This window comes from Bifidobacterium [indicum] DSM 20214 = LMG 11587 (genome assembly GCF_000706765.1).
GTDB classification, from domain to species: Bacteria; Actinomycetota; Actinomycetes; order Actinomycetales; family Bifidobacteriaceae; genus Bombiscardovia; species Bombiscardovia coryneformis.
The window spans coordinates 335329-348844 of the sequence record NZ_CP006018.1 but is presented as its reverse complement, the minus strand read 5'-3'; the positions used below and the strand labels follow the sequence as shown (position 1 = coordinate 348844).

12 protein-coding genes are annotated in these 13516 nt (G+C 63.3%); 10 read left to right on the top strand and 2 right to left on the bottom strand.

Annotation, left to right across the window (positions count from 1 at the left end; translation table 11 throughout):
• Positions 1-15 precede the first annotated feature (15 nt).
• The gene (gene ilvN, locus BINDI_RS01255) at positions 16-570 is read left to right on the top strand and encodes an acetolactate synthase small subunit (RefSeq protein WP_033491649.1); all 555 of its coding nucleotides are present in this window, start codon (positions 16-18) and stop codon (positions 568-570) included.
• A 76-nt stretch (positions 571-646) separates the two neighbouring features.
• Complete coding sequence (locus BINDI_RS01250; protein WP_033491647.1) at positions 647-2659, top strand: ABC-F family ATP-binding cassette domain-containing protein; 2013 nt, start codon at positions 647-649, stop codon at positions 2657-2659.
• A 92-nt stretch (positions 2660-2751) separates the two neighbouring features.
• On the opposite strand, the gene BINDI_RS01245 is transcribed toward BINDI_RS01250, so the two are convergent.
• The gene (locus tag BINDI_RS01245) at positions 2752-3477 is read right to left on the bottom strand and encodes a type 1 glutamine amidotransferase (protein ID WP_033491645.1); all 726 of its coding nucleotides are present in this window, start codon (positions 3475-3477) and stop codon (positions 2752-2754) included.
• Between the two features lie 159 nt (positions 3478-3636).
• Between BINDI_RS01245 and cysS the strand changes: the two genes are divergently transcribed.
• Both cysS and BINDI_RS01235 read left to right on the top strand, forming a co-directional pair.
• On the top strand, positions 3637-5259 hold the full coding sequence (gene cysS, locus BINDI_RS01240; protein WP_033491644.1) for a cysteine--tRNA ligase: 1623 nt from the start codon (positions 3637-3639) through the stop codon (positions 5257-5259).
• Between the two features lie 22 nt (positions 5260-5281).
• Positions 5282-6283: a LacI family DNA-binding transcriptional regulator gene (locus BINDI_RS01235; protein ID WP_033491642.1), complete on the top strand. Its 1002-nt coding sequence runs from the start codon at positions 5282-5284 to the stop codon at positions 6281-6283.
• Positions 6284-6361: 78 nt separating this feature from the next.
• Here the strand turns inward: BINDI_RS01235 and BINDI_RS01230 are convergent, their stop codons facing one another.
• Positions 6362-7498 (bottom strand): glycoside hydrolase family 172 protein, encoded by a 1137-nt coding sequence (locus tag BINDI_RS01230; protein WP_033491641.1) that lies wholly within the window; start codon positions 7496-7498, stop codon positions 6362-6364.
• Positions 7499-7717: 219 nt separating this feature from the next.
• On the opposite strand from BINDI_RS01230, the gene ffh reads away from it, so the two are divergent.
• The 6 genes from ffh to BINDI_RS01200 all read left to right on the top strand — a co-directional run bounded on the left by ffh (position 7718) and on the right by BINDI_RS01200 (position 13200).
• Entirely contained in the window at positions 7718-9334 is a 1617-nt protein-coding gene (gene ffh, locus BINDI_RS01225; RefSeq protein WP_033491640.1) for a signal recognition particle protein, read from the top strand.
• A 21-nt stretch (positions 9335-9355) separates the two neighbouring features.
• On the top strand, positions 9356-10393 hold the full coding sequence (locus tag BINDI_RS01220; RefSeq protein WP_033491639.1) for an endonuclease/exonuclease/phosphatase family protein: 1038 nt from the start codon (positions 9356-9358) through the stop codon (positions 10391-10393).
• Between the two features lie 197 nt (positions 10394-10590).
• Positions 10591-11082, top strand: coding sequence for a 30S ribosomal protein S16 (gene rpsP / locus BINDI_RS01215; protein WP_033491638.1), 492 nt, complete (start codon positions 10591-10593; stop codon positions 11080-11082).
• 28 nt (positions 11083-11110) lie between these two features.
• On the top strand, positions 11111-11344 hold the full coding sequence (locus tag BINDI_RS01210) for an RNA-binding protein (protein WP_033491689.1): 234 nt from the start codon (positions 11111-11113) through the stop codon (positions 11342-11344).
• Positions 11341-12015 (top strand): ribosome maturation factor RimM, encoded by a 675-nt coding sequence (gene rimM, locus BINDI_RS01205; protein ID WP_052109097.1) that lies wholly within the window; start codon positions 11341-11343, stop codon positions 12013-12015. Before BINDI_RS01210 ends, rimM begins: the two co-directional genes overlap by 4 nt.
• Positions 12016-12183: 168 nt before the next feature.
• Positions 12184-13200, top strand: coding sequence for a YdcF family protein (locus BINDI_RS01200; protein WP_033491636.1), 1017 nt, complete (start codon positions 12184-12186; stop codon positions 13198-13200).
• Positions 13201-13516: the final 316 nt, after the last annotated feature.

Genomic DNA, 13516 nt, shown 5'->3' with positions numbered 1-13516 from the left:
GAAGGGCTGCAAACCATGGCCAATTATCCAGCATCCAAGCCCGGCTCCGAGCGTCACACCCTTTCCGTCCTGGTCGAAAACCGCCCTGGTGTCCTTGCCAGGGTCGCGGGCCTTTTCGCCCGGCGTGCCTTCAACATCAACTCCCTGTCGGTCTCCTCGACCGAACGTGACGACATATCGCGCATCACGGTCACCGCGGATGTGGAAGCCGTGCCCCTGGAGCAGATCATCAAACAGCTCAACAAGCTCCTGCACGTACTCAAAATCGTCGAGCTCAAGGGTGATGAGGCCGTGGAGCGCGAGCTCATCCTGATCAAGGTCAAAGCCAACGAGCACAACAGGTCCGATGTACTCGAAATCGTCAACCTCTTCCGCGTGCGCGTGGTCGACGTCCACCCGGAATCCCTGACCATCGAGGCCACCGGAGCAGACGGGAAGCTCGAAGCGCTCCTCAAGCTCCTCAAGCCCTTCGGCATCGTCGAGCTGGTCCGCTCCGGGGCCGTCGCCGTGACCCGGGGCCCCAAAGCCCTGAGCGAAAAGGTCCTGGGATCCCAGATCACCGACCGCTGATGCCCCGGCCCACAGCGGCTTTACGTGATTCCGCTGCCGCCCCACCCATCCAAGGCTGGCGGTAGATTGGGGAATCATGCCCATCTATGATCTCGGTCTGGAACACGTAGCCCTGTCCTTTGCAACCAAAACCATCTTTACGGATGTAACCCAGGGCATCTTCGAGGGTGACCGAATCGGCATCGTGGGGCGGAACGGGGACGGAAAGTCCACGCTCCTTCACCTCCTGAACGGTACCCAGGAACCCGACCAGGGGCGGGTGACCATGCGCAATGGCCTGACCTTTGGCATGTTGGATCAGCGGGACCCCCTGAAGGACGAGGACACGGTCCGCAAGGCCGCCTTGGAGGACCGCCAGGACTATGAATGGGCCGCCGACCCCAGGTCGCGTGAAATCGTCGAGTCCCTTCTGGGCGGCATGGAGCTGGAGGCCAAGGTGGGCACCCTCTCGGGCGGCCAGCGCCGCAGGGCGGACCTGGCCAGGCTCCTGCTCAAGGACTGGGACATCCTGGCCCTGGACGAGCCGACCAATCACCTCGACATGGTCACCATCCACTGGCTGGCCGAGCACCTGAAGAACCGGTGGGCCAAGAACTCCGGCGCCCTGCTCCTGGTCACCCACGACCGGTGGTTCCTGGACGAGGTCTGCTCCTCGATGTGGGAGGTGCATGACGGTGTCATCGACCCCTTCGAGGGCGGGTACAGCGCATACATGCTGCAACGGGTGGAGCGCGAGCGCCAGGCCGATCTGGCGGAAACCAAACGCCGCAACCTGGCCCGCAAGGAGCTGGCATGGCTGACCCGTGGAGCCCGGGCCCGAGCCACCAAGCAGAAGTTCCACGTCAAGGCTGCCCGCGAGCTGATAGCCGACGTGCCCCCCATGCGCAACACCCTGGAGTTGAAAAGGATGGCCACATCCCGCCTGGGCAAGCAGGTGGTCGACCTTATCGATGTGACCAAGATATACCCGGACGGTGCGGCGACTCATGAGAGCGGTGACAGGACGGACCAGGGCGTGGCTGCGGAGGGCCGAATCAACGCCGTCCCCTCCCCCTTCGCCGAGAAGCCGCTGATGGGCTCGGTCACGGTTGCCGAGGACCCCGACGATTCCGCACCGGACGGTACGGCTGCGGCCCGGTCCAGGACCATCAGCGGCCACATGGTGCTGGACGACGTGACCTGGCTGATTGGCCCCGGGGACAGGTTCGGCATAGTCGGCGCCAATGGAGCGGGCAAGTCCACCCTCCTGGGGTTGATAGACGGGCGGACCGACCCCACGGCCGGTCACGTCAAAATCGGGAAGACCGTCAAGTTCGCAGTCCTGACCCAGCGTCTGGATGAGTTGGAGAAGCTCGGCAAGTACCGAATCAAGGAGGTTCTGAGCCGTTACAAGCCCTCCTACATGGTCGAAGGCAAGGAGGTGACCCCCGGGCAGCTCATGGAGCGGCTGGGCTTCGAGAGCGCCCAGCTGATGACCCGGATACGGGACCTTTCGGGCGGCCAGAAGCGACGCATGCAGCTCCTCCTGATACTCCTGGACGAGCCCAACGTTCTCATCATGGATGAGCCCGGCAACGACCTGGATACCGACATGCTTGCCGTGATGGAGGACCTGCTGGACTCCTGGCCCGGAACCCTGATTGTGGTCTCGCACGACCGTTATCTGCTTGAACGGGTGACCGACCAGCAGTTCGCCCTGGTGGGAGGCAAGGTGGTGCACCTGCCCGGCGGGGTCCAGGACTACCTGGACATGATCGAATCCGGCCGCCTTCAGGCCGGCGCAAACCCGAGTCAGGACCGCCAACCCCGCCCGGAAACCGGGGCGGGTGACCCTGCCGACAACCCCGATCCGGCCCAGGCCAAGGCCGAGCGCATCGCCAAGCGTAACCTGGCCAAGCAGGCCGCAGCGATAGAGCGCAAGTTGGCCAAGCTGGCAGACCAGCGCAAGAAGGTCGAAGCGGACATGGCCGAGCACGATCCCAGCGACTACGAGGGGCTGAACGACCTGAACGCCAAGCTCAAGGACCTGTCCAGCCAATCCGACGAGCTGGAAGAGGAATGGCTGGCAATCGGGGAAGAACTGGAGTAACCGCAGCAACTCCCCGCCACCCGGCAGTTCGGGGAACCACTCACCGGCAGGCGCAGAACGAGCAGTGGCTCATCCCGCTGCGTCGGATGAACTCAGGCGGCCTCCAGTGCAGCCGCATTGGTCTGGCAACGGGCGGCGAAGGCCGAGAAAATCGAATCCGCCAGGGGCTGCATCTGCGGCAGACCACGCTGGAAGTCCTCCCGCATCTGGGCAATCTGCGACTTTTTGAACCCGTCGGTCATCTGGGGCACGTCCATCCACTCGTCGAAGAGCGGGGCTGTCACCTCAAGGTGGAACTGGAGTCCGAGCCCGGAACCGAACCGGAAGGCCTGGACCTCGGTGTATCTGGAGCGCGCCAGGAGCTTTGCCTGGGGCGGCAGGGAGACCTGGTCACCATGCCAATGAAGGACATCGGTGCGCTTGCTCCACATGGAAACGTCATCGTCATTCCCCACCCAGCGTATGGGGGCCATGCCATGCTCCGGTTGCTTGTTTTTGATCAGGTCGCCTCCCAGGGCCCTGGCCAGAATCTGATGGCCCAGGCAGATCCCCAGGAAGGGCTTGTTGGCACCGACCGCGGCCCTGGCGAGTTTGGTCTCCGCCTTGAGCCCGGGGTGGTGTTCGTAATCATCGGCCGACATGGGTCCCCCCATGATGACCACACCCGCAAGGTCTTTGAAGTGGGGCAGTTCGGGCTTCTTCTCATCAACGATGTTGAGAATCCTCGTCTCCAGCCCGCAGTCCTGCAGATTTTCAAGAATGCGACCCGGCCGTTCCCAATCCACATGCTGCAGTACAAGCACACTTGGTTTAGCCATGACTCCATTCTTGCACACCTGCCTACCGGAAGCCTGCAGCCCTTCCGACCCACCGGTCAGGAGGTGTTACCGGCCGGGCTGAACCAGGCATTCGAAAGGGTTCGGCAAGGCGTTCGCGAAACGCTGCACCGGTCAACAAGCCTTGATAGGCTCTGGCTTATGGACAAGAGCTCACATCCGCAAAATGACAAGCATTCCGTCAGCCTTGCGGCCGCCGATCTGCGTCTCTATGACACGGCCACCCATCAGGTGACCCCCTTCCATCCGATAGAAGAAGGCAGGGTCGGCATCTACGTCTGTGGGGCCACGGTCCAATCCTCACCTCATATCGGCCATATCCGCACCACCCTGGCCTTCGACCTGATTCGCCGCTGGCTGATGCGCCTGGGCTACCAGGTGACCCTGGTGCGCAATGTGACCGATATCGACGACAAGATTCTCGATAAGGCCTCGGCTGCCGGTCAGCGCTGGTGGGAGCGGGCCTACATCTACGAGCGGGAGTTCAGCAGGGCATATGAGGCCCTGGGCGCCCTCCCCCCCACTTACGAGCCACGGGCCACCGGGCACATCACCGACATGATCGACCTGGTCCAGCGCATCATCGACCGGGGCCATGCCTATGTGGTACCCGACGCCGAGGGGAACCCTTCGGGCAACGTCTACTTCGACGTGCCCTCCTGGCCTGACTACGGGGAGCTGACCCACCAGCAGACCGGCACCCAGGCCGCAGATGAGCAGGCCGCCATCGCCGACCGGATGGGGCCCAGCGTGGATGCCGACGGGCGGGACGACCCTTACAACCCCGCCGACCAGGGCGAGGCAGGCAAGCGCAACCCCCGCGATTTCGCCCTCTGGAAGGCTCCGAAACCCACCGATCCGTCCACGGCCCGATGGAAGACCCCCTTCGGCACGGGCAGACCGGGCTGGCACCTGGAGTGCTCGGCCATGAGCCATCGCTATCTGGGAGCCGACTTCGATATACATGGAGGTGGGCTCGATCTGCGCTTCCCCCACCACGAGAACGAAATGGCCCAGTCCCACGCCGCCGGCTGGGGCTTCGCACATCGCTGGATGCACACCGCCTGGGTGACCCAGAAGGGCGAGAAGATGAGCAAGTCCCTGGGCAACGGGCTCTCCGTGGACCAGGTCCTGGCCGCATATCCGGCCTGGGTGGTCCGCTACGCCCTGATATCGGTCCAGTACCGTTCCATGCTGGAGTGGTCGGACCAGACCCTCCACGAGGCCCAGGGCGCCTACGGGCGAATCGCCAACTTCATAGAGCGCGCCGGTACAATCCTGGGTGGGCAACCCTCGCGCGACCAGGTCGAGACCCTGGGTGCGGACGGGTTGCCCGCCGACTTCACCCGGGCCATGAACGAAGACATCAACGCCTCTGCCGCCCTGGCCGCCATCTTCTCGACCATCCGCTCGGCCAACTCGTCCATGGATGACCTGGACAGGAACCGCTCCACAGCAGGACCGGAGCGCGACCAGGCCCTGGAAGACCTCAGGGGCACCCTCCTTCAGGTGCGGGCCATGCTGGACGTTTTCGGCCTGGACCCCCTGGCGGACCAGTGGAGCGACCAGGCAGGCCCGAACCGGGACGACGAACCCATGCAGCAGGCCCTGGACGCCCTGATCCGCACTCGACTCGATCAGAGGGCCGAGGCCCGCAAGGCCAAGGATTTCAACCAGGCCGACCAGATCAGAAACGAACTTGAAGAGGCCGGTATCGCCATCGTCGACACCCCCGACGGACCCACCTGGCACCTGAACCAATAGCAACCCGTGGAAGGGGTATTCCTTGTCGGACATACGCGATGTGGCAAGGCTGGCCAAGGTGTCGGTCAGCACGGTCTCCTATGCCTTTTCGGGGAAGCGCCCCATCCGCCCCCAGACCTATGAGCGCGTCATGAACGCCGCCAAGGAACTGGACTACGCCCCCAACGCCGGTGCCCGGATGATGCGTTCCGAACACAAGAACATCGTGGCCCTGAGCGCCCCGCTCCGATTGAAGCAGAACAAGGAATCCTATGCGGATTACTTCATCGAGATGGCCCGCCAGGAGCACGAGCGGGGGTATGACTCCCTCCTGCTGACCGCCGAAAACGGCGTGGAGGACATTCGCAGGGTGACCCGGAGCAACCTGGCCGATGGGGTGATCCTGATGGACATCGTCGATGATGACATCCGTGCCGCCCAGGCCGCGACCTACGGCCGACCCTGCATCGCCATCGGTCTGCCCCGCCACCACAGTGACCTGGCCTGCGTGGATCTCGACTTCGAACTGATGGGCCGTATGGCCATCGAAACCCTCCACGACAAGGGCCGGACCAGTCCGATCTTTCTCAAAGGGCCACGCAAGGAGTACGAGAGGCGGTCGTCATACCGGCTGATCATGCGCAACAGCATGCACACCTGGGCCAAGCGCTACGGCATGCATCTGACCGAGGCGGAGCAGAGCACCATCCGCGAGGACTGCATAGAGCAGACCTACGAATCCATACGGGACCGCCGGGTGGATTCCATCATCAGCGAGGTGAGGCCCATACAACTGCTGGGGGTCGTCAGAGCCTTGCAGTCACGGGGCATCGTCATTCCTGATGATGTATCGGTCATCTCCTGCGCGGCCGGCACACCCAGCAGTTCATTGGAACACCTGGGCATATCCGAGATGCCGCTGACCCCCCAGCCGCTCTGTGCGGCGGCATGCGACATCCTGACCGGGGCCATTGAGCAGGGGCAGCAAATCGCCGGCCTGGTCAGTCTGCGCAAACCCACCTTCTACAAGCGCACGTCAGTCTGAGAACCGACGTGGCCGCGCCGCCGTGCGTGGATATCAGAGCGGGCCGGACCCGCGACCGGGTCCGGCCCGCCACGGAATTCACCTTGGCCTGCGGTGACGCTCCGAGGTCTCCAGCACCTGCTCAGGGAAGGGCTTGTGAGGCTCACCCTGGTACCAATAGGCCACGCTGGCAAGGTCGTCCTGTCGTTCGAAGAGACCCTGCTCGTCCACGCCGATCTGCTGCACGGTCACCCGGATGTCCTTCTGGAAGGGGATGGGATCGGGTATGTGCCAGCGGTAGAACCCTCTGGTGACAGGGGTCTCCGTATCCCAGTAGTCGCTGGACCTTCCCACCAGGTTCTTCGCCCTGTGGGGGAAGCCCATGTAGGTGCCGTTGTAGGTCCGCTCATACATCCGGCCGGCCTCGTCACGGTCCGCGAAACTCCAGGCCCCGCCGAAGTAGTCTTCCGAACCCGTCGAGCACCAGGTGGGGTAGTCCCGGTCGCCGTCGAGGTACATCTTGACCTCACCTTCGCCCCACCAGCGGCTCTCCAGGGCGGTGAGGGCCAGGTAGGTGCCCACATAGGAGCCCCTCCCCTCCACCCCGTCGAGAATGGTGTAGTCGTCGGCCAGGTCGGTCAGCCGCTGGCGTCGCCACTGGGCATGGAAGGTCATGGCATCCGCGGGGAGGCTGTCGGTCTCGACATAATCGATCTGGTAGAAGAAGGCGGGAATCGGCTCGTTGTGCTCGCTGCGCAGCACCAGGCGGGCGTGGGTGTGGAAGGGCATGGGGAAGAAGCAGTTGAACCCCCGGTTGGGGTAGACCGCCATGGCGGCCGATTCAACCCGGCAACCCTGGGCATGGCCGCAGCAGAAGAAATCACCCAGCGGGACCGAGACCGAGGGGGTTCCCTCGCCATCCCAGTACCACTCCAGTATGAGGTTTCGAAGCACATTGGGCCCGGTGGGCGAGGTCGCATCGGTGACGGTCATCCAGATATGGCGGATGATGCCAGGCCCATCCACATCGGCCAGGACAGTGCGGCTCCCCGCCGGTATATCGTTCAGGCAGGGGGTGCCCTTCCGGGAGGGTCCCAGCTTGCTGGCGGTCTGGGCGGCCTGCCCCTTTCCGCCATGCGGGTTCTCTGCATTGATGCAACGAGGCCGGTAGTCGGAGGGCATCATGAGCGCTTCCAGACCAGACGGTCCTGTAATGGGCGTATTTCCGGGATTCATCGGTTTTTCTCCTTTTATCCGCAGGGCGGGCATCCTGCTAAGCCTTTCGAATCATGCTGGTCACCTACATCGGCGGAACCATCGGGCACTCTTGCCCGCCACGAATCATCGAAAGGATTCGCTAACCATTAGCATAGACGAGACCCGCCACCACGGATTGAGGGACCGTGCCCCAGCCCAGGGGCGAATCTCCCGGTCAGCGGTTAGACTTGGGTGCTTATGGCAGCTTTTTCATCTTTGACCGACCGGCTCTCACAGGCCTTCACCCACCTGCGTTCCAAGGGCAAACTGACCGAGGCGGATATCGACGGGACCATCCGTGAGATTCGCCGCGCCCTTCTGGATGCCGATGTCTCCTTGGATGTGGTGCGTTCCTTCACCGCCCGCATCCGCGAACGGGCACTGGGCGAAGAGGTCTCCAAGGCGCTGAACCCCGCTCAGCAGGTCGTCTCCATCGTGTACGAGGAGCTGACGGGAATCCTGGGATCCGGGGTGGATCGACCCCTCAACTTCGCCAAGAACCCGCCCACGGTCATCATGCTCGCCGGCCTTCAGGGTGCAGGCAAGACCACCCTGGCGGGGAAGCTGGGATACTGGCTCAAGGATGCCGGACACACCCCGCTCCTGGTGGCCGCCGACCTTCAGCGCCCCAATGCCGTGACCCAGCTCCAGGTGGTCGGCGAACGGGCCGGGGTGCCCGTCTACGCCCCCGAACCCGGCGTGCAGAGCGAGAGCTCCGATGTGGTCTCCCCCGGCCAGGCTCAGGGCGACCCGGTGCAGGTAGCCCGCGACTCCGTCCGACTGGCCCAGGAGAAGCTCTACGACGTGGTCATCATCGATACGGCCGGTCGTCTGGGCGTGGACCAGGAGCTGATGGAGCAGGCACGCAATATCCGCGATGCCGTGAATCCTGACGAGATACTCTTCGTCATCGACGCCATGATCGGCCAGGATGCGGTCGCCACGGCCGAGGCCTTCAACAAGGGGGTCGACTTCACCGGAGTCGTCCTCTCGAAGTTGGATGGCGATGCGCGTGGCGGTGCCGCCCTGTCCGTGGCCTCGGTCACCGGCAAGCCCATCCTCTTCGCCTCCAACGGCGAGGGACTGAAGGACTTCGAGGTCTTCCACCCCGACAGGATGGCATCCCGCATCCTCGACATGGGCGACATCCTGACCCTGATCGAGCAGGCCCAGCGCGAATTCGACGAGGAGGAGGCCCGCAAGGCGGCCGGGAAGATGTCGGAGGGCAGCTTCGGCCTGGACGACTTCCTTGAACAGCTCCAGCAGGTCCGCAAGCTTGGATCCTTCAAGAGCATCCTGGGCATGATCCCGGGTATGGCCCAGCACCGCAAGGAACTGGAGCAGTTCGACGAGAAGGGGGTCGACCGCACCCAGGCCATCATCCAGTCCATGACTCCGGAGGAGCGACGCAACCCCAAGATCATCGACGGTTCCAGAAGGGCCCGCATAGCCTACGGTGCAGGCACCACGGTCTCGGCCGTGAACGGACTCCTGCAACGATTCGAGCAGGCCGCCAAGATGATGAAGAGGATGACCAACGGCGCCCGTTCCATACCCGGCATGGGTGGAGCAGGCATCGGAGGCAAGGGCAAGGCCAGCAAGAAGGGCAAGAAAAAGAAGGGTTCCCGGTCCGGTAATCCCATGAAGCGTGAGGCCGAGGAGAAGGCCTTGCGCGACCGCCTGTCAGGCAAGGGCAGCACATCCAGCGGTTCCGCCTTCGCCAAGCAGCCCCAGGCCCCTCAAATGCCCGAGGGGATGCCCGACCTGCCCCCCAACCTGGGTGGCGGACTGGGTGGGCTCTTCGGCGCCAACTAACCCCTCCTCAGGAGATTCCTCGTGAATACCCTCCTTTGGATTTTCCTGACGCTCATCGCCCTGTGGATGGCCCTGCGATATCTTCCGGCCGGAGCCGACAGGCACCGTCCATTGGTGGAGCTGATTGCCCTGATCGACCTGCTCTCGGCCCCACTCCTGGCCCTCTTGGTCTGGGCCATCCTGATTCAGGCATGGCCACAGACCGCCCTGGCACTGGTGGAGCTGACCCTGGTTTCCGTATGGCACCTGGGGTACCGGACAGGGTCCGGCCCACGTAGCGTCATAGGGAGGAGTGAAAACCGCAATCGGGTCTCCGACCCGGCATCGGTTGCAACCCTGTCGGTCATGACCCTGAATTGCCGGTACGGAAAGGCCGACCCACAATCCATCGTGGACCAGGTCCGGCGGCACCATATAGACATCCTGGCCTTGCAAGAGGTTGACTCCTCCCTCTTGAATCGTCTGGAAAAGGCAGGCTTGCGGGCCACCCTCCCCCATCTGGTGGAGGGTTCCCCCACCGAGGTGGACAATGGGGGGCGCAATGTCCTCTTCTCACGCACGACCCCCGAGGATTCCCGTCCTGCCACCATCGACCTTGAGGCCTCGTCCGTCCCCACCATGAGGGTGAACACCGAGGCCGGACCGGTACGTCTGGCCTCGGTCCATCCCCGCTCGCCGCAGCGCGGAGCCAGGCAGTGGGGCCTGGGCATCGAGCGGCTGGCCCGGATCAACGTGGCGGAGGCGCCTACCGGGGAGGCCACATCCGAAGACAGGCCCGGCACCGAACCGGCCTTCACCATCATCATGGGTGACTGCAACGCCAACATCCACCATCCGACCTTCCGGTCCATGCTGACCGCAGGCAATCTCAGGGACGCCTCGCTTTCGCTGGGCAGGGGCCTCCACCCCACCTTCCCATACCAGGTGATGGGCCTACCCCCCCTGATTGAAATCGACCACATCCTCATCAGTCAGGGCATCAGGGTCAATGGCCTGCACGCCATCGGCGTTCCCGGCACCGACCACCGCGGGCTGGTGGCCGACCTGATTCTGCCCTGACCACCAGGGTCGCCCCGGGAAACAAGCGGCCCTGCGACGGCGGGGAACCCATATCCGCCTCTTGAGGTATACTTTTGCTGTTATTCATGTCCGACGGTGCCCTCTCAAGCCGCTGGCGCATGAGGAACATGCCGAACAGCGCCACCATGCCCCACATGGAGACGTTGCCAGGCGCACCAAATACAAGGAGAGCCATTTTGGCAACCAAGATTCGTCTGAAGAGAATGGGCAAGAAGTTCTACGCCTTCTACCGCGTGGTTGTGGTCGATTCCCGCAAGAAGCGCGACGGCAAGGTCATCGAGGAGATCGGCACCTACGATCCCAACACCCAGCCCTCTTCCATCAAGATCGACTCGGAGCGCGCCCAGTACTGGCTGGGTGTGGGCGCACAGCCCAGCGACCCCGTCTTCAACCTCCTGAAGATCACCGGCGACTGGCAGAAGTTCAAGGATCTGCCCGGCAAGGAAGGCACCCTGAAGATGCCCGAGGCCGAGATGGACGCCCAGGCTCGCATCGAGCAGGCCCAGAACGAGGCCCAGAAGCTCAAGGCCGCCAAGTCCGAGGCTGAGGCCAAGGCCAAGGCTGCCGCCGAGAAGGAAGCCCCCAAGGCCGATGAGGCAGCCGACGCCGCCCAGGTCGAGGAAGCTGCCGAGTCCGGCGCCGAGGAGAACCCCGCAGCTGCGGAGTAACAGTACGTGAGTGGAAGGGCTGGCTATCATGCTTGCACAGGCCGTTGAGCACTTGATCAGGAACATCGTGGATTTCCCTGACGATGTATCGGTCAAGTCCCATGAGAACCCCAGGGGTGAGTTGCTCCGAGTGAGGGTCAATCCCGAGGACATCGGCCGTGTGATCGGCAGGGGCGGCAGGACCGCCAATGCCATCCGAGCCGTGATTCAGGCACTGGCCGATCACAAGGTGCGCGTCGACATCATGGATGTGCGCCGGTGAGCTCCAGCCAGTCCACCAACCACAGCAGTGACGGTAGAGACCCTCGGCAACGCGAGTTGCTGAGGGTCTGCCGTATCGGCCGCGCCCAGGGACTCAAGGGCGAGGTCAACGTCTATTCATATACGGACGAACCGGATAGGCGGTTTTCTCCCGGAGCCCAATTGGAGACCGGGGATGGTGAGGTCTTCACGGTTGTTCGCTCGCGGCGGTTCAAGCAACGCTGGATCGTCCTCTTCGAGGGTGTCGATGACAGGAACGCTTCCGAGGCCCTGAACGGCACGGAACTCTATGTGGAGGCCGATCCAGCCGAGGACCTGGCCGACGAGGATGCCTGGTACCTCACCGATCTGATTGGCCTGGAGGTTCGTATGGCCCCGGGCAACGGGCTCGGGCTACCAGAGGGCAAGGTTGTCGGCAGGGTCAGGGATGTGCTGGACGGTTCGGCCCAGCAACAGCTCGACATCGAGATGGGATCCCCCTCCCCTGCCGCAGGGAACGATGACTCCCTTCCGGGCCGTTCCGGTGATTTGCCCTCGGGCCGACAGACTGCTGACGACAGCCCCGCAACCGGCCTGATTCCCTTCGTCGAGCAGTTGGTGCCCGAAGTCAATCCTGACGAGGGGTATGTCACCATCGATCCGCCGGGCGGTCTTCTGCCGGGACTGGGCTGAGGCCGGGGTAACGACACCCTCTACCCTCACCCGTCGGGATGGTTGCCTGTTGCGGGGAACACCCCGAAACCCTGTAAACGCGCCACACCAACCACAGTGCACATTGACACCCGACCTGGGTAGGCTGTGGATTAGAACCCTCTCCGGACACGAAACCAGGTGTATGGCATGATCAATATCCCTCAGCTGCTCCTGCTCTACTCCCCCACCATCATCTCGGGTCTCTTCCTCCTGTTTGGACTGCACCGGGAACCCAGACAATTCCGCAACGCCATCTGGCTCCTTCTTTTCCTCGTGTTCCTGAGCGGAACCCTGGTCCTGCAATTCGGTTTGCGGTGGTTGATTCTGCCCATTGTCGCCCTGGTGATTCTCACACCCATTCTCGTCGTTGCCTTTCTCCTGACCAACACGGTCATCGTCACCCGGCGGGAAGGCATCTCCCTGACCACTCTTCTACCAGCCCTCCTGGCTCTGGCCATGGCCTTCTACCTGCTGCTCTCCCCCCTCCTGCTCATCCTCGACGCCCCCCGCTGGTGTCTGGTTCCTGCGGGGCTCGTCAGCCTTGAGGGCACCTGGTTCTTCTTCTCCTTCGTGGCCCTTCTGCTTTACTCCTGGCTCTACCGGGCACTCCCCCGCAAGCGGCGGTACGACTACATCATCGTGCACGGTGCCGGACTGAACGGGGACCAGCCCACCCCACTCCTCCGCGGTCGGCTCGACAAGGCCTTACAGCTCTGGCGGAAACAGGGCAAGCAAGGCAGATTCGTGGTCTCGGGCGGACAGGGTCCCGACGAGGAGGTAAGCGAGGCCCAGGCCATGTCGAACTACCTGATGAACTCCTGCGGAGTACCGGCTGAGGCCATCATTATGGAAGACAGATCAACCACAACCATGGAGAACCTCCGCTATTCCAAAGGGATTCTGGACGACCTGTACAAGGCCGGCAGGGGGCCGCAGGAATATCGGGTGGCCCTGGTGACCAGCGACTACCACGTTTTCCGTGCAAGCGAATATGCCAGCAAGGTGGGGCTCAAGGCCGATGGTGTCGGCTCCCACACCAAGGGCTACTACTGGCCCACGGCGTTCATCCGGGAATTCGCGGCCGTGACCAGGTCACACTGGTGGCCCTATCTGGGTCTGGCCGCCCTCTGGGCCGTCTGGACCGGAATCAGCCTGCTACATTGAAAGCCAGTCCGGCTTCCGTGCTTCCTCCTCGCAAGGAACATGATCCCGACATATGAACCGGCTCACCTCGAATTCTCCCGGATAATCCCTTCGCCTCTCACCGGTTGGACTCCATCCGAGAACCAGCCGGACCTTACTCCTGCCAGGGAACAGCCTGGGTAGCTGCTTTCGGCTTACCCCTGCCGCGTTGCGTGGAGGGACCACGGGGTGGTAGGGTCAAGTAAGTTTACTTTTGAAGGGGTGATTCCTGGCCCGGCCAACTTCGGCTTCGTTTTGGGGACGAGTCGGTAGTTGTTACTTGGGCCAGGATATGAGT

Excerpts from the sequence above, each read along its gene's own strand:
- ilvN (WP_033491649.1), top strand. The coding sequence starts at position 16 with ATGGCCAATTATCCAGCATCCAAGCCCGGCTCCGAGCGTCACACCCTT.
- BINDI_RS01245 (WP_033491645.1), bottom strand. The coding sequence starts at position 3,477 with ATGGCTAAACCAAGTGTGCTTGTACTGCAGCATGTGGATTGGGAACGG.
- BINDI_RS01250 (WP_033491647.1), top strand. The coding sequence starts at position 647 with ATGCCCATCTATGATCTCGGTCTGGAACACGTAGCCCTGTCCTTTGCA.
- ffh (WP_033491640.1), top strand. The coding sequence starts at position 7,718 with ATGGCAGCTTTTTCATCTTTGACCGACCGGCTCTCACAGGCCTTCACC.
- cysS (WP_033491644.1), top strand. The coding sequence starts at position 3,637 with ATGGACAAGAGCTCACATCCGCAAAATGACAAGCATTCCGTCAGCCTT.
- BINDI_RS01210 (WP_033491689.1), top strand. The coding sequence starts at position 11,111 with ATGCTTGCACAGGCCGTTGAGCACTTGATCAGGAACATCGTGGATTTC.
- BINDI_RS01200 (WP_033491636.1), top strand. The coding sequence starts at position 12,184 with ATGATCAATATCCCTCAGCTGCTCCTGCTCTACTCCCCCACCATCATC.
- BINDI_RS01230 (WP_033491641.1), bottom strand. The coding sequence starts at position 7,498 with ATGAATCCCGGAAATACGCCCATTACAGGACCGTCTGGTCTGGAAGCG.